At 47.8% G+C, this 22159-nt stretch carries 20 protein-coding genes; 11 read left to right on the forward strand and 9 right to left on the reverse strand.

The features are described 5' to 3' along the window. Positions 1–25: 25 nt before the first annotated feature. From A7981_RS03290 to hrcA, 7 genes are all read right to left on the reverse strand, one after another. A complete protein-coding gene (locus A7981_RS03290; protein ID WP_067263965.1) occupies positions 26–1564 on the reverse strand; it encodes a hypothetical protein in 1539 nt (512 codons plus the stop codon). A gap of 18 nt (positions 1565–1582) precedes the next feature. Next, on the reverse strand, positions 1583–2614 hold the full coding sequence (waaF, locus tag A7981_RS03295; RefSeq protein ID WP_067263966.1) for a lipopolysaccharide heptosyltransferase II: 1032 nt from the start codon (positions 2612–2614) through the stop codon (positions 1583–1585). Positions 2615–2618: 4 nt separating this feature from the next. After that, a complete protein-coding gene (gene hldE, locus A7981_RS03300) occupies positions 2619–4085 on the reverse strand; it encodes a bifunctional D-glycero-beta-D-manno-heptose-7-phosphate kinase/D-glycero-beta-D-manno-heptose 1-phosphate adenylyltransferase HldE (RefSeq protein ID WP_067263969.1) in 1467 nt (488 codons plus the stop codon). Between the two features lie 3 nt (positions 4086–4088). After that, complete coding sequence (locus tag A7981_RS03305; protein ID WP_067263973.1) at positions 4089–4652, reverse strand: D-sedoheptulose 7-phosphate isomerase; 564 nt, start codon at positions 4650–4652, stop codon at positions 4089–4091. Positions 4653–4669: 17 nt separating this feature from the next. Next, positions 4670–5650: an ADP-glyceromanno-heptose 6-epimerase gene (gene rfaD / locus A7981_RS03310; RefSeq protein WP_067263974.1), complete on the reverse strand. Its 981-nt coding sequence runs from the start codon at positions 5648–5650 to the stop codon at positions 4670–4672. 121 nt (positions 5651–5771) lie between these two features. Further along, complete coding sequence (hemH, locus tag A7981_RS03315; RefSeq protein ID WP_067263977.1) at positions 5772–6806, reverse strand: ferrochelatase; 1035 nt, start codon at positions 6804–6806, stop codon at positions 5772–5774. Further along, positions 6806–7825 (reverse strand): heat-inducible transcriptional repressor HrcA, encoded by a 1020-nt coding sequence (gene hrcA, locus A7981_RS03320; RefSeq protein WP_082889195.1) that lies wholly within the window; start codon positions 7823–7825, stop codon positions 6806–6808. The genes hemH and hrcA overlap by 1 nt, the downstream gene beginning before the upstream one ends. A gap of 127 nt (positions 7826–7952) precedes the next feature. Between hrcA and A7981_RS03325 the strand changes: the two genes are divergently transcribed. Together A7981_RS03325 and recN are read left to right on the forward strand one after the other, a co-directional pair. Continuing rightward, complete coding sequence (locus A7981_RS03325) at positions 7953–8816, forward strand: NAD kinase (protein ID WP_067266455.1); 864 nt, start codon at positions 7953–7955, stop codon at positions 8814–8816. Between the two features lie 25 nt (positions 8817–8841). Next, complete coding sequence (recN, locus tag A7981_RS03330; protein ID WP_067263980.1) at positions 8842–10503, forward strand: DNA repair protein RecN; 1662 nt, start codon at positions 8842–8844, stop codon at positions 10501–10503. Between the two features lie 2 nt (positions 10504–10505). On the opposite strand, the gene fur is transcribed toward recN, so the two are convergent. Beyond that, on the reverse strand, positions 10506–10943 hold the full coding sequence (gene fur, locus A7981_RS03335; RefSeq protein ID WP_067263982.1) for a ferric iron uptake transcriptional regulator: 438 nt from the start codon (positions 10941–10943) through the stop codon (positions 10506–10508). An 82-nt stretch (positions 10944–11025) separates the two neighbouring features. Here fur and bamE point away from each other — a divergent pair, with 82 nt between their 5' ends. From bamE to A7981_RS03365, 6 genes are all read left to right on the forward strand, one after another. Beyond that, on the forward strand, positions 11026–11850 hold the full coding sequence (bamE, locus tag A7981_RS03340) for an outer membrane protein assembly factor BamE (RefSeq protein ID WP_254258488.1): 825 nt from the start codon (positions 11026–11028) through the stop codon (positions 11848–11850). A 1-nt stretch (position 11851) separates the two neighbouring features. Continuing rightward, positions 11852–12652, forward strand: a complete 801-nt coding sequence (dapB, locus tag A7981_RS03345; RefSeq protein ID WP_067263990.1) for a 4-hydroxy-tetrahydrodipicolinate reductase — start codon at positions 11852–11854, stop codon at positions 12650–12652. Positions 12653–12800: 148 nt separating this feature from the next. Next, a complete protein-coding gene (gene carA, locus A7981_RS03350; protein WP_067263992.1) occupies positions 12801–13934 on the forward strand; it encodes a glutamine-hydrolyzing carbamoyl-phosphate synthase small subunit in 1134 nt (377 codons plus the stop codon). 7 nt (positions 13935–13941) lie between these two features. Further along, positions 13942–17148 carry a carbamoyl-phosphate synthase large subunit gene (gene carB, locus A7981_RS03355; RefSeq protein WP_067263995.1) on the forward strand — a complete coding sequence of 1069 codons (3207 nt, stop codon included), beginning with the start codon at positions 13942–13944 and terminating at the stop codon, positions 17146–17148. A 98-nt stretch (positions 17149–17246) separates the two neighbouring features. Then, positions 17247–17723, forward strand: a complete 477-nt coding sequence (greA, locus tag A7981_RS03360; RefSeq protein WP_067263998.1) for a transcription elongation factor GreA — start codon at positions 17247–17249, stop codon at positions 17721–17723. A gap of 16 nt (positions 17724–17739) precedes the next feature. After that, on the forward strand, positions 17740–18195 hold the full coding sequence (locus A7981_RS03365; protein ID WP_067264001.1) for a DUF4149 domain-containing protein: 456 nt from the start codon (positions 17740–17742) through the stop codon (positions 18193–18195). Positions 18196–18230: 35 nt separating this feature from the next. On the opposite strand, the gene yhbY is transcribed toward A7981_RS03365, so the two are convergent. Then, positions 18231–18524: a ribosome assembly RNA-binding protein YhbY gene (gene yhbY, locus A7981_RS03370; RefSeq protein ID WP_067264004.1), complete on the reverse strand. Its 294-nt coding sequence runs from the start codon at positions 18522–18524 to the stop codon at positions 18231–18233. 100 nt (positions 18525–18624) lie between these two features. Between yhbY and rlmE the strand changes: the two genes are divergently transcribed. The 3 genes from rlmE (at position 18625) to folP (ending at position 22139) form a co-directional block, all read left to right on the forward strand. Continuing rightward, positions 18625–19248 carry a 23S rRNA (uridine(2552)-2'-O)-methyltransferase RlmE gene (gene rlmE / locus A7981_RS03375; protein ID WP_067264007.1) on the forward strand — a complete coding sequence of 208 codons (624 nt, stop codon included), beginning with the start codon at positions 18625–18627 and terminating at the stop codon, positions 19246–19248. 98 nt (positions 19249–19346) lie between these two features. Further along, positions 19347–21242, forward strand: a complete 1896-nt coding sequence (ftsH, locus tag A7981_RS03380) for an ATP-dependent zinc metalloprotease FtsH (RefSeq protein WP_067266458.1) — start codon at positions 19347–19349, stop codon at positions 21240–21242. Between the two features lie 75 nt (positions 21243–21317). Then, the gene (gene folP / locus A7981_RS03385; protein ID WP_067264010.1) at positions 21318–22139 is read left to right on the forward strand and encodes a dihydropteroate synthase; all 822 of its coding nucleotides are present in this window, start codon (positions 21318–21320) and stop codon (positions 22137–22139) included. Positions 22140–22159: the final 20 nt, after the last annotated feature.

Raw genomic sequence — 22159 nt, forward strand, 5'->3', positions numbered from 1 at the left:
TATTCTGTTTATTGGTTGATGTTGGTTATTTAATCTTGGATAAGATAATAATCTTGGGTTTATTTTTAGAAGTAAATTCCTTGATGATCTTGTAGTCAAAATGATTGAGCAAATACGCTTGCTGTTCTGGCTTTTCTTTCGGGATATGGATGACTAGGAAATCGTGTTGTGTGAGCGAGCCATCATTGATCGCGCGTTCTACCATGTCCCAATAAGCTACGCCTCGTTGGCCTAGCGGTAGGTCTGCGTAATATCTTAATCTTGCATTATCGTAGAATATTTTCTGGTCACTTTTTGCATATGCTTGAACCCACGTAACAGCCTCTTTCTCATATGCGTAGCCATGTCGTTTGGGTTGAAAGATATGGGCGAGATTCAGGCATGCCAGAATCGCGATTAGGGCTAATATCCATGTAGCCTTTTTATTGTCTTTACTGATCTTCGCCTTTTCATACAGCGCAGCCAAGCTAAATGACGCGAATGTCATCACAATAAAAGCGACAGGGATGGCATACCTTCCTGCCAATATAAAATTGGCCAGCAAGCTGATCAGCATATTCACAATAGAGATGACGCCAGCCCAGATGAGCACTGTTCGCGCTTCTGCACTGATCTGCACATTCTTTAATTTCGATTGAAATGCACTAAGCAAAAAGCTTATCCAGCCAGCTGTGCCTGTTACTTTTCCAAAAATGACAGCGAGCATGGTGAGCAGCAGGCCTTGCATGCCGTAATCGGATAAGAACTCTCCTAGAACCTGCTTTCCTATGGTGTGTGCTTTATCAGTGAGCCCTTGTGAGATCTGAATATATACGTGATGTATATAGGAGAAGATGATTTGAATCTGTTTGATGTTGCTATTCTCTAATGAAGTCATCGTCAGCAAAATGCCTGCGATGACGACAATACCAATCAAACTAAGCGAATATGCGGATAATAATTGGTAAAAACGTTGGGTCAGAGTGCGCTGCGGCTGGAGCATAATGGCTAGCGGCATTAATGCTAGAAATGTCAGCCCCTCAGTTCTGAATAAGGTCGCGATGATGCATGTGATTTGCCATGCCAGTGCATGTCTCTGAGTATTGTCGCGATAGAATTGCAGAAAATATCCCGAACTGATTAGAATAAATGCCCAAAAACCCTGATCACGCAAAATCAATGGCAGGGTATCACCAATAATATAGGTATTGCTAAATAGCAGGATTGCTCCGGCAATCACTGTGGTATCCGTTCCGCCCGCTAACCGGATAAGCCGAATGAATGCATAGGTGGTAAGCGCAAAAAAAACAATCGAGAGTAAGTGTGCCGATGTTTCTAAAGTCAGGCTGGTCAGCATACTCAGTACTGCAACAAGTGCTGAGTAGAATGGCCATGGATAAAGATTTAACCCTGCGGCCCATTCATGGTGGGAGAAGTACTTTGCTACTTCAAGATACAGTACGGCATCATCATTGATTCTTCCCTGCTCCAAACAAATGACTGTCCATGTCACTGTCATCGCGAGCAGAATAAGTGCTACATCCAGCCAATTATCAACAACACCGAATATTTTTTTTGATAGCATGGTTATTTAATCGCGTTTTCAGGAAGCCAGATTGAGCGTTCGCGCAATGCGATCAGGGTATAAATGTTTTAAGCAGTTTAAATGCCCAAGTGGGCACTCTCTTTTAAAACATGGGCTGCATTCCAGATTCAGGTAATGTACAACGGCTTTGCTACTCATGGGGGGCGTATGGTGGGGGTCAGATGAGCCATATATTGCAGACAGTGGCTTATCTAATGCTGCTGCGACGTGCATAAGCCCAGAGTCGTTACTGACAATGGCCGAGCATAAAGACATCAGGTCTACTGCTTCACCCAGCTTTGTTTTTCCGCCCAAGTCCAAACACTGACGATTGGTAAGCTGGTTGATTTGCTGAATCACGGGAATATCTTTTTCTGAGCCGAATAGCCAGACACTCCATTCATTTGCCAATGCTTCATTAGCGACTTCTGCGTAATATTCCGCAGGCCAGCGCTTTGCCTCCCCATATTCTGCCCCTGGACATAAGCCCAGGATTTTTGATCCGGATGGTACATGGTTAAGCCGTTTAAGCGTTGCTATGGCATTTTCCGGGTTTGCGATAATGTGTGGGATAGGTAAATCAGTAGGGAGTGTCTGAGTTTTTGATAATCCCAATGTGACAAATCGATCTACGGTACGCGGCAGTTTCTTTTTATCCAATGGGCGAATGTCATTTAGCAGCCCGTATCTTTTTTCTCCCAGAAACCCGGTACGTGTAGGGATATTGGCGGCAAATGGCAGGATGGCTGATTTTAATGAGTTAGTGAGTAGAATCGCCTGAGCATAGCCTTTTTTTCTTAGCTGGCGGCCAAAGCGGATACGCTCCCCAAGTGCAAGCTGACCGTGTTTGAATGGCAAGGCTATGCCTTCATGTACTTCTGGCATACGCTCAAGTAAGGGCAGTGTCCATGCAGGCGCTGCGACATCGATCTCGCAGTTGGGATTATTCGCTTTTAATGTTTTGAACAGACTTTGTGCAAGTACCATGTCACCTACCCACGATGGACCGAGTACCAATATTTTCTCTTGTGAAGAATATTGCGCAGTCATGTGCTCAGGAGGCGAGTTTTTCTATGATGCGACTTGTGCTGCGTCCCGGGACGATGGGAATCAACGCGACTTTCCCACCCCACGCTTTGACCTCATTGCCACCGACTACCTGATCTTCGGAGTAGTCGTTACCTTTGACAAGCACGTCAGGCCGCACGGCATCGATGAGCGCAAGCGGAGTATCTTCATCGAATAGGATGACTGCATCTACAGACTCGAGTGCGGCAATGACACGAGCCCGATCATTTTCATGTACTACCGGGCGGCTAGGGCCTTTTAAGGCGCTCACTGAACGATCCGTATTGAGGCCAAGAATCAGGCGGTCACCGGTTTTTCTGGCTGCTTCAAGATAGGTAACATGTCCTGCGTGTAACAAGTCAAAACATCCATTGGTGAATACGATTTTTTCGCCGGCACCGCGCCAGATATTGACGCGTGCTTTCAGATTTTCAAGATCACAAATCTTGCTTGTCTGTGCTGTGGAGTCACGGAGCATTAGTTCGCTCATTAACTCTTCGCGTGTGATAGGTACGGTGCCTACTTTACCAACGACAATGCCTGCTGCGATATTCGCTAGCGTAATGGCATCTGCATGACTCAGACCGTATATCAAGCCTGCAGCAAGTGTAGAGATGACGGTGTCACCAGCGCCGGAAACATCGAATACCTGTTTTGCCGTAGCCGGAATGTGTTGTGTCTGGTTTGCCTCGATAACGCTGATGCCTTCTTCTCCGCGAGTAACTGCAAGAAATTCCAGGCTCAGGGATTCGCTTAACTTCTTTGCTTCTGACAAAAGTAATGCGGTATCTTTTGCATTCACCGCGCAGGCCTCAGCGGTTTCTTTCTTATTCGGCGTCAGGGCAGTAGCGCCGCGGTATTTGCTGTAATCCTTGCCTTTTGGGTCAACTAATACTGGAATATTTAGTTTTTTGCATTCAGTAATCACTGACTGGCAGATGGATTCGCTTAAAACACCTTTTGCATAATCTGAAAGAATCACAATGGCTGGGTGTTCTTGAATCTGCTTCAGGATCAAGGTAGATAAATCCGTAGATTCCTTTGAAGTAAATGTCTCACGGCTTTCCTGATCCAAGCGCATCATCTGCTGATGCCCACCCAAAATGCGGGTTTTGGTGACAGTCGGGCGGAAAGATGACTTTAAAATGGCTTCTGTTGTAATGCCTGTTTCGCGTAATAGTGTCGAGAGCAGTTCACCATCCGTATCTTGTCCAGTGCAACCTGATATCTTGGTGGTGATGCCTAGTTTTGCCAGATTGACGGCAACATTTGCCGCGCCGCCTGCGCGAATATTTTGCTCTTTCAATAAGACGATAGGAACAGGTGCCTCAGGTGATATGCGCTCAACTTCGCCCATCATGTAGCGATCAAGCATTAAATCGCCAATAACCAGTGCCCATTTATCTTTTTTTGTAAAATCGTTACGCACGACCTCAAGCAAGTGTTGCGACATGGGTTAATCTGCCTCCAGCAAATCGCAAAGGCTATGGCCGATCAATATGTGGGCCTCTTGGATTCGTGGCGTATCGCTGGATGGCATGATGAGGTTAAAGTCGCACAAGCTTGCAAGTTTGCCGCCACTGCCTCCGGTTAAGCCAACAGTTTTGGCACCTATCTGCTTTGCTTTTTCTATGCCGCGTACGACGTTGGCGCTATTGCCTGAGGTGGTGATGCCGATAACGACATCCAGCGGCGAGCATAAAGCCTCGACTTGGCGTGAAAAGATAAATTCAAATCCGTAATCGTTACCAATTGATGTGATGATGGAGGTATCAGTCGTCAACGCGATGGATGGCAATCCCGGGCGTTCTTTTTTATAACGGCCGACGATTTCGGCCGCAATGTGTTGTGCATCAGCGGCGCTACCGCCATTGCCCATCAGCAATATCTTGCCGCCGTGTTTTAAACACGCGCGTAATTCATCAGCAACCGCGCTGATTGTTGGAATCAGTGCATCCAGTTTGGTAATCACCGCTTGGTGTTCGGCAAATGCGGCGCGTAGATTTTCAATATTATTCAAGAGTGGCCTTAAATGAATTAGCAGTATGGGTCTGGCTGCGTCAGGTAGTTTTGCACATAATCACGCACCCCGTCTTCTAATGTTTGGAATGGCTGAGTGTAACCAGCAGCAAGCAGTTTGGACATGTCGGCTTCGGTAAAATATTGATATTTCCCATGCAGGTCTTGCGGCATATCGATGTAAGTAATGCTTGGCTGCTTATTCAAGCTTTTCATCACAGCAGTCGCCAGATCTTTAAAAGCACGGGCTTTGCCAGTGCCGATATTGTAGATGCCTGAGGTGCCTTTTTTCATTAAAAAGTGCACGACGACAGCGGCAGCATCTTTGACGTAAACGAAATCACGTAGTTGCATACCATCTTCATAGCCTTTTTTATGGCTTTTGAATAGCTTGACTGTGCCATGCTCATTGAATTGATTAAAGCTATGCAAGGCTACACTTGCCATGCGCTCTTTATGATATTCGTTAGGGCCATATACATTAAAGAACTTGAACCCGTACCAATGAGGTGGTGTTGCAGCCCCTGCTTTTACTTGCGCCAAAGCCCATTGGTCAAAAAACTGTTTCGAGTAACCATAGCCGTTCAGAGGGCGTAGCGTATTCGTCTTGCTTTCATCATCAATATAACCTTGTCCACCATCGCCATAGGTTGCAGCCGAGCTAGCGTAGATGAACGGTACTTTGTTTTTGGCGCACCATGACCAAAGGTCTTGGCTATAGCGAATATTGTCCTGTACCAGCTTGTTGAAATCACGTTCAGTGGTGGCGCTGATGGCGCCCATATGGATCACGGCATCAATATCGCTGGCATTCTCAAGCCAAGGCAATAATTCATCTTTATCAAGATAATTTGCATATTGGCGATGACATAGGTTCTGCCATTGGTCAGGATGATTTATTCGGTCAACAATGACGATGTCTTCTCGACCTAGTATGGTGTTGAGGTGCCAGGCAATCACGCTGCCTATCATGCCTGCGCCGCCAGTAATTACAATCATCCGATTAATCCAGAGTTTCTATATCTTAATTGATGGGGGTTAAGTGTGTTATTTTCAACCGCACTGTTTCACCTGCTTACAAGCCTTGTAGTATAACAAATAGGTTCGATTTTTCTTTGCGCTATTTCTTTGTTACCCAGCCTTGCAGATTCTCCAATGCGATATCGCACATGGCATCTATCCATGAGTCACGCTCGTTCAGTGCCGGTATGTAGTTGAACTCGCCACCACCGCTTTGGATGAAGCTGGCTTTGCCTTCCATGGCGATCTCTTCAAGAGTCTCTAAGCAATCACCTGAGAATCCCGGGCAAATCACGTCGATGCGTTTAAGTTTCTTTTTACCCAGCTCTATCAACATAGGAGCCAAGTAAGGTTTCAGCCATTCAGCTTTGCCGAAGCGTGATTGAAAAGCGATCACGAATTGTTCTTCTGAGAGCCCCAATGTTTGGGCTAACAGCTTACCCGTCGTTTGACACTCTGAATAATAAGTATCGCCTTTATCTATCGTGTACCGGGGTACGCCATGAAAACTCATGATGAGCTTATCTGGGCGGCCATTTTCACTCCAGTAGGCGCGTACGCTTTGTGCCAAAGCTTCTATATACGCAGGGTGTGTGTGGTAATCGCGAATCACCCTAATAGCGGGCACATTGCGCGTATGGTGAAGTGTATGCCATACCGCATCCATTGCTGAGGCACTACTGCTTGCCGCATATTGAGGATAAAGCGGAAACACCAATATCTTGTTACAGTTCTTGGCTTTCAGTTTTTCAATCGCAGATTCAACGGATGGGTTGCCGTAACGCATGCCATATTCCACCGCATAGGGCGATTCTATTTTCGTGCTTAGAAAGCCTTCTAATAATTTAGCCTGTTTGCGCGTATGTACAAACAAGGGCGAGCCTTCATCTGTCCATATCTGCGCGTATTTCTCGGCAGATTTCTTCGGGCGGATATTCAGAATAATGCCATTCAGTATCAACCACCAGATCGCACGCGGAATCTCAACTACACGCCTATCACTTAAAAACTGTTTGAGATACGGTCTGAGTGCTTGCCCAGTGGGAGCATCGGGTGTGCCAAGGTTGATAAGTAGAATGCCGGTGCGAGCCGGCTGGCCTGGCGTTACTGGAGATTCTTTTTTGTAATAGGCCATTAGTTGTTTGAAAGCGCGTTTGAGAGTAGTTTTGCGGTAATGTCCACGATAGGGATCACACGCTCGTAAGCCATGCGGGTCGGCCCGATAACACCGAGCGTACCAATGGTTTGACCGTGAGACTCATATGATGCAGTTACCATGCTGCACTCATCTAATGGCAAATAACCTGACTCGCCGCCGATGAATATCTGGATGCCATCAGCACGCTGGCTGTTATCAAGTAATTGCATGAGTGATGTGCGGCGTTCGAAAATCTCAAAGAGTTTGCGTAGCGATGTGACATTGGCGGATAAGTCATCTACTTGTAATAGATTGCGCTCGCCGGAGATCACGACATTATCTTTATCCTCACTCAAGACTTTTCCGCTGGCATCCAGTGCCGCGGTCATTAAGCGTGTCATGTCAGATTGCATCTGTTTCAACTCTTCATGCAATTTCTTCTGTACCTGCTCGAACGTACTGCCTGCGTAGTTCTGGTTAAAGAAGTTAGTCGCCTGCGTCAGCTCGCTTGCCGAATACGTTTTTTCAGTAACCACTATACGGTTCTGCACATTGCCATCAGACGTGACGATGATGACGAGGATGCGTTTTTCAGATAAAGGCAGGAACTCAAGGTGCTTAAAGGCAATGCTTTTACGCTTAGGTATCATTACTACCCCAGCGAATTGGGTCAATGTAGAGAGCATGCTGGCAGCCGATGCGATCAGCTCTTGTGGATCAGGGGAGGTCAGCTCACTTTCCAGTCGCTGGATTTCCTGACTGTGCAGTGGCTGTACCGTCAGTAGTGTGTCGACAAAGAATCGATAGCCCAGTTGCGTTGGCACGCGCCCAGCGGATGTGTGTGGGCTGGCGATGAAGCCATGTTCCTCAAGGTCCGACATCACATTGCGGATAGTCGCTGGGCTTAAGTCCAGCCCCGAGCGCTGTGATAGGGTGCGAGAGCCTACTGGCTGACCATCACTAATGTAATGTTCTACCAAGGTCTTAAGTAAGATTTGCGCGCGCTTATCTATCATCTGAGTGAGGTGCTGAGGCGGCCAAGTGTGTCATGAAGTAAAGAAAATTATCCGGTACATATACATATCGCGCAATATCTTTATGCACCGCTTCTATGTAAATGGCTTATATGATTAAATGCATGCCATGAAAAGTGCATTCCAGACTGTTGCGCTCATAGGCAAATACATGAATCCCGAGATGCGGGAACAGGTGCTTGCCCTTGCGCGCTATTTGCTTGATCGCCATGTGGGGGTCTTCATCGAAGAAAAGACCGCAAAACAGTCTGAGATCACAGGCTATACCACGCTGCACATCAATGCTATTGGTGCCTATGCAGACCTAGCCGTGGTGCTGGGTGGTGATGGCACGATGTTGACAGCAGCACGTGCACTGGTTGATTACAAGATTCCGTTAGTTGGCGTGAATCGTGGCCGTTTCGGGTTTTTGACCGACCTGAGCTCTGAGTCCATGCTGGATGCCATGGAACGAATCCTCGCTGGCGAATTCAACATCGAACAGCGTATGTTGCTGACCGCATCTATCATCCGTAATGGCGAAGTGATCAGTCAAGGGTTGGCGATGAACGATGTCGTCGTTAACAAAAGCGGCCTATCTCGATTGATCGAATTGGAGATCAATATCGATGGGCAATTCGTGCATCGACAACGCTCGGATGGCCTTATTCTAGCGACGCCAACCGGTACAACGGCTTATGCGCTTTCTGCTGGTGGGCCTATATTGCATCCGACACTGGATGCCATCGCGCTTGTGCCCATTGCGCCGCATACCTTGAGTAATCGACCGATTGCAATTAATAGCGCTAGCAAAGTGGAGATCACCTTAATCCATGCTGAAGATGCAGGCGTGCATTTTGACGGGCAGTTGAATATGTCGATACAGCAGGGCGATAAGGTGTTGGTCGAGCGTGCTGAAAAGACCGTATCGCTCTTGCATCCCCTCGGGCATAGCCATTACGATATGCTGCGTGAAAAACTCCATTGGGGTTAAGACTTCGGTAACTGGCTAAAAGAATATGCTGCAAACCTTATCCATTCGTGATTTCGTCATTGTCGACCAGCTCAACCTTGAGTTCGAGGCTGGATTTACAGTATTGACTGGTGAAACGGGCGCAGGGAAATCTATCCTGATCGATGCGTTGTCCTTAGCATTAGGCGCTCGGGGCGAGGGTGGCATCACCCGTGCAGGTTGCGATAAAGCCGAGATCAGTGCGCAGTTCGATATCGCAAATGAACATGGCTTACAGGCATGGTTGACTGAGAATGAGCTACCCTATGACGATAACCAGTTGCTATTGCGGCGCGTGATCTATGCCGATGGCCGGTCACGCGCTTTTATCAATGGTCTGCCTGCCACTATCCAGCAATTGCGAGATGTTGGTGAATTTCTTGTCGACATCTATAGCCAGCACGCACATCACTCACTATTAAAATCAAGCTATCAGCGACAAACGCTGGATCAATATGCTGGTTTGACAGAGCCTGCGGCAGCTGTAGCCAGTCATTTCCATATTTGGATTGCATTGAATCAGCGGCGCATGGAAATGGAGCGCAATGCTGCCGCTTACCAGGATGAATTAGCCGAACTTCGCGATCAAGTGCGCGAACTTGAGCAATTGGCGCCCTCTTTAGAGGAATGGGAGCCTTTGCAGCAAGAACACTCTCGTCTCTCAAATGGCGCAAGCTTGCTTGCCGGAGGTGAGGCGTGCCGTGATCTGCTGAGTGAAGGTGAGTTTGCTGCCCTGAACCAATTGATTGCAGCGCAGCATAAATTGCAAGGCTTGTCTGAGTACGACTCAAGCCTAAAAGAGGCTGTTGATGCATTGGATTCCGCTGTAATCCAGCTTGAAGAAGCTGATAGATTTCTGAATCGTTACCTGCAACGGGCAGAGCTTGATCCCGAACGACTCAATGAAGTCGAGTTGCGTATACAGGCGCTCCATACCGCTGCAAGGAAATATCGTGTGCGACCTGAAGAGTTGGATGCCTTGTTAAAGCAAAAACAAGCACGAATGGCCGAGTTGGATGATGCTGCATTAGATGGCGAGTTGGCGCGGAAAGAGGTAGAGGCAAAATCCATTTATATGTCTGCTGCGGAAGCCCTAAGTGCCGCGCGTAAACTGGCTGCGGCCAAGCTATCTGAGCAGATCGCAATTGAGATGCAGCGGTTAGCACTTGCTGGCGGTGTCTTCTCTGTTGATCTATCCTCTCAGGAGCCTGCCGCCAGTGGTCTTGAGCAAGTTGATTTCCTGGTGGCAGGGCATGCCGGTGTGACGCCTCGTCCCTTATCCAAGGTTGCATCCGGGGGTGAATTATCACGTATCAGTTTGGCTATCCGTGTAGTGACAGCCCAGCAAGGCGATATCTCAACCATGATATTCGATGAGGTCGATGTTGGCATTGGCGGCGGTGTGGCTGAGATTGTCGGCCAGCTATTGGCGCAATTAGGGCAACGTCGCCAGATTTTAGTCATCACGCATTTACCACAGGTAGCTGCACAGGGTGCTACCCATTGGAAAGTCAGCAAGGCGTTAGTTGCGGGCAATACGCTGAGTAGTATCCAGACTTTGGATCAAGCCGCTCGTATCGAAGAGGTTGCCCGTATGCTGGGCGGTGTGGAAATCACTGATACTACACGCCAGCATGCAACTGAGATGCTGGCGGTAGCAGGTAACTAAAGCTAGTCTTTATCTTTCGAGTTTGTACCGCATGGTTGTTTGGTACAAATGCCGTATATATAGAGCGAGTGATCGTGTACTTTAAAACCACGTTCAGTTGCCGCAAGTTTTTGACGCTTCTCAATCTCTTCATCAAAAAACTCTTCTACACGACCGCACTTGATACAGACGATATGGTCGTGATGACCACCTTCATTCAACTCAAATACTGCTTTACCACTCTCAAAATGATGCCTGATCAGCAAGCCGGCTTGCTCGAATTGCGTTAGTACACGGTAAACGGTCGCTAGACCAACATCCTCACCCGTAGACAGTAATATCTTGTAGACATCTTCTGCTGATAAATGACGCTCTGCGCTATTTTCAAAGAGGTTCAATACCTTCAGTCGAGGAAGGGTGGCTTTAAGGCCGGCATTTTTTAATTCATCAGGTTCACGCATAGTTTTTACTCGTTACTATTTAGGATGATTGGTTGCTTGCTGTCATGTTATATTAACGCCATTTCTCGCTAAAGTCATGGTAATGCGTCAGACAATTATTTTAATCGCACTTTTCTGTGCTGCTTGTATCTCTGCCGGGTGCAGTTCAAGCCTGCCTTCGTTCCGGCCTTATAAGATGGATATCCAGCAGGGTAATGTCGTCACATCGAAAATGATGTTGCAGTTGCGCCCTGACATGACGAGGTCGCAAGTGCGGTTTGTGATGGGCACACCATTGATACAAGATAGCTTCCATAAAGACCGCTGGGATTATTTCTACCAGATGCGTAAAGATGGTCGCATCATCGAGCAGCGTCGCATCATCCTGGAGTTCGAGGGCGATGCGCTGAAACGTGTGCGTGGTGATGTGGTGCCTGCTACTGAGGGTGCACCTGCAACGGCTGAGGCTCCTGCAAAAGCGGGTGAGAAAAAAGGCCTTGCAGATAAATTACAGTTCTGGAAATCAGCTGATCCAGTTGATACGCCTCGGTCTGCACCCGCTGAGCTTGTGAATCCTGATTTGGTTAATCCGCCAGCTAAAAAAGCTCCCGCCCCGGTCGCTGATCCAGCCACATCGTCTATGCCGCCTCTTGAGCCACCACCATCTGCTAAGTCAGGTGTGAACGTGAATGCATTGCCGGATAATGCGCCTGCGGCTGTCGCGTTGCCGCCTGAAACGGCGCCAGCGTCGAAATCGGCCCCTGCGGCTGCAAAAACAGAAACGGCCAAACCTGCATCTCAACCCGATGCTCAGCCTAAACCTGCGGCTGCAAAGCCAGCACCGGTAGAAGAAGAGCCTGATGCTGATCTTCCACCTGAAGATGCGCCTGGTTACTTCGAGCGCATGTTGGAAAAGATCGGCTTCTAAGATGGTGAAAGTTGTTATTGCTGGGTGCTCAGGTCGTATGGGGCATGCATTGCTTGAAGGTGTTTTTGCCGATAGTGAGTTGGTGCTGCATGGCGCACTTGATCGTGCCGAGAGCATTCAGATCGGTCGCGATGCCGGTGAGCTATTTGGTAAGGTAACTGGCGTAAAAATCAGCGCCAATGTCGCTGAGGTATTAAAAGGTGCGGATGTGCTCGTCGACTTTACTCGCCCTGAGCCAAGTCTGGAATATATAGCAGCATGCCGCCAAGTCAATGTGAAACTTGTGATTGGCACAACAGGGTTTACTGCTGACCAGAAAAAACAGATTGAGGCTGCTGCGCAAAATGTAGGCGTGGTGTTTGCCCCCAATATGAGTGTCGGCGTAACGCTATTGATCAATCTGGTACAAGCTGCAGCAAAAGTATTGAATGAAGGTTATGACGTCGAGATTATCGAGGCGCATCATCGCCATAAAGTTGATGCGCCATCTGGTACCGCGTTGCGTTTGGGTGAAGCCGCTGCATCTGCTCTTGGGCGTAATCTTGAATCATGCGCAGTTTATGGACGTGAAGGTGTTACGGGTGAACGTGATGCAAATACGATCGGCTTTGCCACTGTGCGTGGTGGCGATGTGGTGGGTGATCATACGGTTTTGTTTGCAGGCATCGGCGAGCGTGTAGAACTTACGCATAAAGCATCGAGTCGTGCGACTTTTGCGCTTGGCGCGCTCCGTGCAGCAAAATTTCTTGCCGATAAGAAAACTGGCCTCTACGACATGCAGGATGTGCTTGGTTTGAAGTAAACAGCATTTCTCTGCTCAGCTGACGTTGATGAGTGGTGTCTTTTAGGCTATAATTGCAACAAATCTAAGCGGGGTAGGCGTAAGCCAACCCCGCTTTGCACATCCGCTTAAATCTGAGCGATAACATTGAAAAACAAGGGGTTAGATCGTGCCGCAACACACACCAGCCATGTTGGTTCTCGCTGATGGAACAGTGTTTCGTGGTATTTCGATTGGCGCTACCGGCTCTACCGTAGGCGAGGTGGTTTTTAATACCTCCATGACCGGTTATCAAGAAATTCTGACTGATCCATCTTATACCAAGCAAATCGTCACACTGACTTATCCGCATATCGGTAACGTCGGCGTGAATGCGGAGGATGTCGAATCTGGTCAAGTTTATGCAAGCGGCCTCATCATTCGCGACCTGCCATTGACCGATAGTTGCTGGCGCAGTGAACAAACACTTTCTGATTATCTGGCCGCTAATAACGTAGTGGCGATCTCTGATATCGATACGCGCAAACTGACACGTATCTTGCGTGAAAAAGGTGCGCAGGCTGGCTGTATCATGGCTGGTGACGTGGATGAAGAAAAAGCCTTGGCGTTAGCGAAAGGTTTTCCCGGCCTTGCGGGGATGGATCTTGCCAAAGTCGTCAGCTGTACTGAATCTTACAGTTTTGAAGAGGGTGAATGGGCGTTGGGTACTGGTTACGCCAAGCTTGAGAACCCGAAATACCATGTAGTTGCTTTTGATTACGGTGTGAAGCGCAATATCCTGCGTATGCTAGTGTCGCGTGGATGCAAAGTGACCGTGTTGCCTGCGCAAGCGACTGCAGATGAAGCTTTAGCTTTAAATCCTGATGGTGTGTTCCTCGCAAATGGCCCGGGCGATCCTGAGCCATGTGATTATGCGATCAAGTCGATTGCTACAATCGTTGAAACCGGCATCCCGACATTCGGTATCTGCTTAGGCCACCAATTGCTTGGCTTGGCGAGTGGAGCCAAGACTTTGAAAATGAAGTTTGGTCATCATGGCGCAAACCATCCAGTACAAGACTTGGACGATAAGCGTGTATTTATCACCAGCCAGAATCACGGTTTTGCTGTTGATCCTGCAACATTGCCTGCAAACCTTAAACCAACGCATGTGTCATTATTTGATGGCAGTTTGCAAGGTATCGCACGTACTGATAAACCAGCATTCAGTTTTCAAGGGCACCCAGAAGCAAGCCCTGGCCCAACTGAGATGAGCTATCTATTTGACCGCTTCATCAACCTGATGAAACAGAGTAAGCAGTAATTAAATTATGGCAAAACGTACAGACATTAAATCTATTCTGATCATCGGTGCTGGCCCGATTGTTATCGGGCAGGCTTGCGAATTCGATTACTCGGGCGCGCAGGCATGCAAGGCGCTACGTGAGGAGGGTTACCGCGTTATTCTGGTGAACTCTAACCCAGCGACGATCATGACGGACCCTGAAATGGCCGATGCGACTTATATCGAGCCGGTGACTTGGCAGATCGTCGAAAAGATCATTGCGATTGAGAAACCTGATGCACTGTTGCCAACCATGGGCGGCCAGACGGCATTGAACTGTGCGTTGGATCTGGCCAAGCATGGGGTGTTGGAAAAATATAATGTTGAATTGATCGGTGCTTCAAAAGAAGCCATCGATAAAGCGGAAGACCGTGAGAAATTCAAAATCGCCATGACCAAGATTGGCCTTGGCTCTGCACGTTCTTCTGTTGCACATAGTCTTGAAGAAGCATTGCAAGTGCAATCAAGTATCGGTTATCCAGCAATTATTCGCCCTTCATTCACCATGGGCGGTAGCGGTGGCGGTATCGCCTATAACCGTGAAGAGTTCATCACTATCTGCGAACGCGGTCTCGAGGCCTCGCCGACCAACGAGCTATTGATCGAAGAATCACTGCTCGGCTGGAAAGAGTATGAAATGGAAGTGGTGCGTGACAGTAAAGATAATTGCATCATCATCTGCTCGATTGAGAATCTTGACCCAATGGGTGTGCATACCGGTGATTCTATTACGGTTGCGCCAGCACAAACGCTGACGGATAAAGAGTATCAGATCATGCGTAATGCCTCATTGGCTGTGTTGCGTGAGATCGGTGTAGATACCGGCGGTTCTAACGTTCAGTTTGCTATCAACCCGGATGATGGCCGCATGATCGTGATCGAGATGAATCCACGCGTGTCGCGTTCATCTGCATTGGCTTCAAAAGCGACTGGTTTTCCAATCGCTAAAGTGGCTGCAAAACTTGCAGTAGGCTTTACTTTGGATGAGCTAAGAAACGATATCACTGGAGGTGCTACGCCAGTTTCGTTCGAGCCTTCTATCGACTATGTCGTTACCAAGATTCCTAGATTCGCTTTCGAGAAATTTCCTCAAGCGGATTCTCGCCTGACAACACAAATGAAATCCGTTGGTGAAGTGATGGCCATTGGCCGCACTTTCCAAGAGTCCTTCCAAAAAGCCCTGCGTGGTCTTGAGGTCGGTGTGGATGGCTTGGATGAAAAGACAACGGATATCGATGTCATACAAAAAGAGCTTGGCGAGCCTGGTCCAGAACGTATCTGGTATGTGGGTGATGCATTCCGTTTAGGTTTAACAGTGGATCAAGTGCATGCGCATTCCAAGATCGATAAATGGTTCCTTGTGCAGATCGCTGATATCGTTAAGCGTGAACAGGCACTTAAAGGCCGCAATCTTGCTGATTTTGATAAAGATGCGCTTTATCAGCTTAAACGCCGCGGATTCTCTGATCGTCGTTTAGCCAAGCTGCTAGGTACGGATCAACATGCTGTGCGGGCTTACCGTCAGGCTTTGAAAGTTCGCCCTGTGTATAAGCGCGTTGATACGTGTGCGGCAGAATTCTCGACAGATACGGCTTATATGTACTCCACGTATGAAGAAGAGTGTGAGTCGCAGCCAAGCAACAAGAAAAAGATTATGGTATTGGGCGGTGGGCCTAATCGTATCGGTCAAGGGATCGAATTCGATTACTGCTGCGTACATGCCGCATTCGCACTGCGTGAAGATGGTTACGAGACCATCATGGTGAACTGTAATCCTGAGACAGTCTCAACGGATTACGATACCTCAGATCGTTTGTACTTTGAACCCGTGACGCTTGAAGATGTATTAGAGATTGTTGCGCTTGAAAAGCCTGTTGGCGTTATCGTGCAATACGGTGGACAGACACCATTGAAGTTGGCACGTGATCTTGAAAAAGCCGGTGTGCCTATTATTGGCACAAGCCCTGATGCGATTGACCGCGCAGAAGACCGCGAGCGTTTTCAGGTCATGTTGCAGGATCTCGGCTTAAAGCAGCCGCCTAACCGTACTGCGCGTACACCGGAAGAAGCGCTACGATTGGCACAAGAGATCGGTTATCCATTGGTTGTACGTCCGTCTTATGTATTGGGCGGTCGTGCTATGGAGATCGTACATGAGCAGGCGCAGCTAGAGCGTTATATGCGTGAAGCTGTTAAGGTATCTAATGAATCTCCAGTGTTGCTGGATCGATTCCTCAATGACGCGCTTGAGGTGGATGTCGATGCACTGTCTGATGGTGAAGAAGTCATCATCGGCGGCATCATGGAGCATATCGAGCAGGCTGGTGTTCACTCAGGTGATTCTGCATGCTCGTTGCCGCCTTACAGCCTTTCTAAAGAGTTGCAGGATGAGTTACGCAAACAGACTGTGCAAATGGCGAAAGCGTTAGGCGTTATTGGTTTGATGAACGTACAGTTTGCGATTCAGGGCGAGACAGTCTACGTGTTGGAAGTGAATCCGCGTGCCTCTCGTACCGTACCTTTTGTATCCAAGGCTTGCGGTTTGCAATTGGCAAAGGTTGCCGCTCGTTGCATGACGGGAAAAACGCTTAAAGAGCAGAACGTCACGAAAGAAATCGTACCGCCATTCTACTCAGTAAAAGAAGCGGTTTTCCCTTTCATTAAATTCCCTGGTGTGGATACGATCTTGGGGCCTGAAATGAAATCCACGGGTGAGGTGATGGGTGTGGGCAAGACATTTGCCGAAGCATTCGTTAAATCCCAACTTGGCTCGGGCGATAAGCTGCCTAAAGGCGGTAAGGCATTTATCAGTGTGCGCCGTGAAGATAGAGAAAAAGTCATTGAGATCGCTAGGTCTCTGGCGAATTTAGGCTTTCAACTGGTCGCAACCAAAGGGTCTGCTGCTGCATTAGGTGAAGCAGGACTTAAAGTGACGCCAGTGAATAAAGTTGCAGAAGGCCGTCCACATATCGTGGATATGATCAAAAATGGTGAGATTAGCTTTATCGTTAACGTCACAGAAGATAAGAAAGCAATCACCGACTCTTACGAGATCCGTCGTAATGCATTGCAACATAAAGTGACTTATTACACCACGCTGGCAGGCGCGAAAGCAGCATGTATCGGCATGGCACATATGCAAGAGCTTGAAGTTCAATCTTTACAGGACTTGCACCTACAGCTCACTAAGTAATAATATAGACCCATCAGAACCACGCCTTGAAGCCAAACGGCATTAGGGGTGTGGTTTTTGTTTTATATGATTTTGTTTCGAGATAGTGGAAAAACAATATGGCACAGATTCCAGTAACAGTTAAAGGCGCTGAACTACTCAAAGCGGAATTACAACGTTTGCGCTCAGTTGATCGCCCTAATGTCATACAGGCGATTTCAGAAGCGCGCGCGCAAGGCGACTTGTCAGAGAATGCCGAGTACGATGCTGCAAAAGAGAAACAAAGCTTTATTGAGGGCCGCATTGCTGAGATCGAAGCCAAGCTTTCTAATGCACAGGTGATCGACCCTTCAACATTGAATGCAGATGGCCGTTGTGTATTTGGTGCTACCATTGAAGTTGAAGATATGGATAGCGGTGATGTCACTACTTATCAGATCGTTGGTGATGACGAAGCGAATATCAAGCAGGGCAAGATATCTATTAGCTCACCCATCGCGCGTGGCTTGATCGGTAAATCAGCTGGGGATGTTGCTGAAGTGATGGCGCCCGCAGGTATTCGCTCATATGAAATTCTGGATGTTCAATATATTTAAGTGTCAGGAGTATTGAATGAATCAGTGGTCTGACAAGCTGGCATTACTCTTAGTTACTCTTTGGGTCGGCACGGTATGGGCGATCGGCTACGTTGCTGCGCCAACCTTGTTCTATACCTTAAGTGATAACCATCCATTGGCTGGCGAGCTGGCTGGCAAGATGTTTACTTTGGTAGCCTATGTTGGCATGGTCAGCGGATTCTTTTTGCTGATACACCGCTTGGTACGTCAGGGCACTTTGGCACTTAAGCAATGGTTCTTTTGGGTGGTTGTGATCATGCTCACCATTGTGATGCTTGGCGAGTTTGGTATTCAGCCTATTATGGCAAAGCTAAAGGCGCAGGCATTTCCTACTACTGTCATGCAAAGTGTCTTTGCTGACCGCTTTAAAACTTGGCATGGCATTGCCAATATCGGTTATTTGATCGAAAGCTTGCTAGGTATCGTATTGGTACTTAAAGCCAACCGATAACAGGTGACCTTATTAAGCGAAGATGATCTTGTTAATTAAGCAAAGCTGATCTTGGCTTTTTCAGATGCACGGTAGATCACAAGCTGCTTACCGATATGATGTACTGCCATGGCATTAGTCTTCTGGCAGATTTCTTCCAGTAATTGAATACGGGCAGTTCTATCATCACCAGCGACTTTGATCTTGATCAATTCGTGTGCGTTTAAGCTGGTTTCGATCTCGTTAAGCACGTTTTCGGTCAAGCCATTGCCACCGATCCTGACAACAGGATTGAGCTTATGGCCTAATGCGCGCAGATGGCTGATTTGTTTGGAGTTGAGTTCTGGCATGTGGTTTCGTTCAGATGTATTGTTAAATGATCATAAGCCATGACTTAAATATCTGCCATCGACTTATCTCATTGATTCAAAAAGGCTCGCAGTCTATCACATGAAAAGAACCAGAACCAGCAAAGGCTGGATGCAAGAGCATCTGAATGACGAATTCGTGAAACGTGCGCAACGTGATGGTTACCGCGCACGCGCAGCTTATAAGCTCATGGAGATCGACGATAAAGATAAGCTCATCAAGCCGGGTATGACCATTGTTGATCTTGGGTCTACGCCGGGTAGCTGGTCGCAAGTTGCTGTGCAAAGGCTTAAAGGTCAAGGGCATATTATTGCGCTCGATCTGCTCGAGATGGCGCCTATTCCCGGTGTGGATTTCATTCAAGGCGATTTTCGTGAGGAGAGCGTGCTTGCCAAGCTCGAAGAAAAGTTAAAAGGTAAGAAAATCGACCTTGTAATCGCAGATATGGCCCCCAATATAAGTGGCATAAGTTCTGTTGATCAGCCAAATGCGGCTTATTTAACTGAGCTAGCATTGGATTTTAGTTTGCAGTGGTTGAAACCGGGCGGTAACTTCCTAGTCAAAGTTTTCATTGGCACAGGGTTTGAAGAGATCGTCCGTGATATGCGTGGTGGCTTTGAAAAAGTCGTGACGCGTAAACCCAAGGCCTCTCGTGATCGTAGTAGTGAGGTTTATTTGCTGGGTATGCATCGAAACCTTGAATAGTCATGTGATTAGTTATATCGCTCGTTAGAGTTACGGCGACCTCACTAAAATAGGTTTAGAATAAGCTCATAGATTCACTTTTGTTGAAGGATGTGATTTTGAATAACATCGTAAAGAATATTGCCATCTGGCTGATTGTGGCGCTTGTATTAATGACTGTCTTCCAACAGTTTGCTAGTAAAACTGATGCAGATAGTCAGCTCGGTTACTCTCAATTTATCGATCAGGTGAAAAAAGGCGGCGTTGCTAAAGTCACGATTGATGGACGAGTCATTCGCGGTGTTACCAGCGAGGGTAAGCGTTTTAATACCTATGCGCCTCCATCCGATATCTGGCTGGTTTCAGATTTACTCAAGAACAATGTCACAGTAGAAGCAAAACCTGATGAAGAGCCATCGCTATTGATGAGCATATTTGTTTCATGGTTCCCTATGATTCTGCTGATCGGGGTATGGATATTCTTTATGCGCCAGATGCAGGGCGGCGGTAAAGGTGGAGCATTCTCTTTTGGGAAGAGCAAAGCGCGCCAGCTTGACGAAAATAGCAACCACACGACATTTGCTGATGTCGCTGGTTGCGATGAAGCTAAAGAAGAAGTAGCCGAGATCGTTGAGTTCTTGCGTGACCCTACCAAATTTCAGAAACTGGGCGGCCGTATTCCCCGTGGTGTATTGATGGTTGGCCCGCCAGGAACAGGTAAGACTTTACTTGCCAAGGCGATTGCGGGTGAAGCCAAAGTGCCATTTTTTACCATCTCTGGTTCTGATTTCGTCGAGATGTTTGTGGGTGTTGGTGCAGCCCGTGTGCGAGATATGTTCGAGCAGGCCAAGAAAGCTGCACCTTGCATCATCTTTATTGATGAAATCGATGCAGTTGGTCGTCATCGTGGCGCGGGTACAGGCGGCGGAAATGATGAGCGTGAGCAGACACTTAACCAGATGTTGGTCGAGATGGATGGCTTTGAGCCAAACTCAGGGGTTATCGTGATTGCGGCGACTAACCGTGCCGATGTTTTGGATAAAGCGCTATTGCGCCCTGGTCGTTTTGATAGACAAGTAATGGTTGGTTTGCCTGACATTCGTGGTCGTGAGCAGATATTGCTTGTGCATATGCGTAAAGTGCCTATCGACCCTGATGTGAAGGCTGACATCATTGCGCGTGGGACGCCTGGTTTCTCAGGGGCAGATTTAGCTAACTTGGTGAATGAATCAGCGTTGTTTGCTGCTCGCCGTAACAAGCGTACTGTTGATATGCAGGATTTCGAGGACGCCAAAGACAAGATATTCATGGGCCCTGAGCGTAAATCTATGGTGATGCGTGAGGAAGAGCGCCGTAACACTGCGTACCATGAATCTGGCCATGCCGTCGTCGCTAAATTATTGCCGAAGGCTGATCCCGTTCATAAGGTGACTATCATGCCACGTGGTTGGGCTTTGGGGCTCACCTGGCAGTTGCCTGAGCATGATCGTATCAGCAACTATCGTGACAAGATGCTTGAAGAGATTTCTATTCTATTTGGTGGACGTATCGCTGAAGAGATCTTCATGAATCAGATGTCCACAGGTGCATCGAATGACTTTGAGCGTGCAACGAAACTAGCGCGTGATATGGTGACTAAATACGGTATGTCTGACTTGTTGGGCACGATGGTCTATGCGGGAAGCGACCAAGAGTCGATGTTCGGTAACATGTCATCCAAGACCGTATCAGAGGCCACACAGCAGAAAGTGGATGCGGAGATTCGTCGTATTCTTGATGAGCAATATGGCGTCGCACGTAAGCTGCTGGAAGATCATCGGGATAAGGTTGAAGCGATGACAGCTGCGTTATTGGAGTGGGAGACGATTGATGCTGATCAGATCAACGACATCATGAATGGTAAGCCACCACGTGCGCCCAAGATTCCGCAAACGCCAATCAAGCCATCGATTGATGCCGGTAGTGCGGGCCCAAGCGTAACCCCTACGCCACAGCCAGCGGCTAAGACCGAATAAAGTTCTTAATCATTAACTTTTAGGCCATATTCATCTGAGGGAGATTTCCTTGGTTGAGTATGGCTTCATAATTTTATGCAATTCATTTGTGGTCAATATCAGTTAGATCTTTCGCGTCCCCATGTCATGGGGATAGTGAATGTCACGCCGGATTCTTTTTCAGATGGCGGAAAATTCGCATCAACAGAAAAAGCAGTCGAGCATGCCTTAAGGCTGGTAGAAGAGGGCGCATCCATACTGGATATTGGGGGTGAATCTACCCGTCCCGGCGCTACGCCTGTTCCCCTGGATGAAGAGCTTGAGCGGGTGATTCCTGTGATTGAAAGGCTTGCCCCTATCGCCGGTGTACCATTATCTATAGATACCTATAAACCCGAAGTGATGCGTGCGGCAATTGTTGCCGGTGCTGATATTGTGAACGACGTGCTGGCACTGCGTGAGCCTCATGCGCTGGAGATTGTCGCAAACAGTAATGTGGGTGTTTGCTTGATGCATGTACAAGGTACTTTGCAAACTATGCAGGATGATCCGCAGTACGCGGATGCTGTTGCTGAGGTAAGTGCTTTTCTTGCTGAGCGATTAAGTGCCGCGAATAAAGCGGGGATAGTATCCGAGCGTATCGTACTTGATCCGGGCTTTGGTTTTGGTAAGCGCACAATTCATAACGTCGAGTTGCTACATGGTCTTGAGTCATTTGCTGCATTAGGTAGGCCATTGCTGGTTGGATTGTCGCGTAAATCCATATTGGGCAAGCTTGTGGGTGCCGACGTGGAGCAAAGGTTGTATGCCAGTCTATCGGCATCTGTCATCTCTGTGATGAAAGGCGCTAAAATAGTCAGAGTGCATGATGTCAAGGCAACGGCTGAAGCGTTGAAAGTGGTTGCGGCAATTCTGTAGTCACATTGAAGAATAATGAA

It is taken from the genome of Methylovorus sp. MM2, assembly GCF_001648895.1.
In the GTDB taxonomy this organism is placed as follows: Bacteria; Pseudomonadota; Gammaproteobacteria; order Burkholderiales; family Methylophilaceae; genus MM1.

Coding starts and splice junctions, on each gene's coding strand:
- A7981_RS03290 (WP_067263965.1), bottom strand. CDS start 1,564: ATGCTATCAAAAAAAATATTCGGTGTTGTTGATAATTGGCTGGATGTA.
- waaF (WP_067263966.1), bottom strand. CDS start 2,614: ATGACTGCGCAATATTCTTCACAAGAGAAAATATTGGTACTCGGTCCA.
- hldE (WP_067263969.1), bottom strand. CDS start 4,085: ATGTCGCAACACTTGCTTGAGGTCGTGCGTAACGATTTTACAAAAAAA.
- rfaD (WP_067263974.1), bottom strand. CDS start 5,650: ATGATTGTAATTACTGGCGGCGCAGGCATGATAGGCAGCGTGATTGCC.
- hemH (WP_067263977.1), bottom strand. CDS start 6,806: ATGGCCTATTACAAAAAAGAATCTCCAGTAACGCCAGGCCAGCCGGCT.
- hrcA (WP_082889195.1), bottom strand. CDS start 7,825: ATGATAGATAAGCGCGCGCAAATCTTACTTAAGACCTTGGTAGAACAT.
- A7981_RS03325 (WP_067266455.1), top strand. CDS start 7,953: ATGAAAAGTGCATTCCAGACTGTTGCGCTCATAGGCAAATACATGAAT.
- recN (WP_067263980.1), top strand. CDS start 8,842: ATGCTGCAAACCTTATCCATTCGTGATTTCGTCATTGTCGACCAGCTC.
- fur (WP_067263982.1), bottom strand. CDS start 10,943: ATGCGTGAACCTGATGAATTAAAAAATGCCGGCCTTAAAGCCACCCTT.
- bamE (WP_254258488.1), top strand. CDS start 11,026: ATGCGTCAGACAATTATTTTAATCGCACTTTTCTGTGCTGCTTGTATC.
- dapB (WP_067263990.1), top strand. CDS start 11,852: ATGGTGAAAGTTGTTATTGCTGGGTGCTCAGGTCGTATGGGGCATGCA.
- carB (WP_067263995.1), top strand. CDS start 13,942: ATGGCAAAACGTACAGACATTAAATCTATTCTGATCATCGGTGCTGGC.
- greA (WP_067263998.1), top strand. CDS start 17,247: ATGGCACAGATTCCAGTAACAGTTAAAGGCGCTGAACTACTCAAAGCG.
- A7981_RS03365 (WP_067264001.1), top strand. CDS start 17,740: ATGAATCAGTGGTCTGACAAGCTGGCATTACTCTTAGTTACTCTTTGG.
- yhbY (WP_067264004.1), bottom strand. CDS start 18,524: ATGCCAGAACTCAACTCCAAACAAATCAGCCATCTGCGCGCATTAGGC.
- rlmE (WP_067264007.1), top strand. CDS start 18,625: ATGAAAAGAACCAGAACCAGCAAAGGCTGGATGCAAGAGCATCTGAAT.
- folP (WP_067264010.1), top strand. CDS start 21,318: ATGCAATTCATTTGTGGTCAATATCAGTTAGATCTTTCGCGTCCCCAT.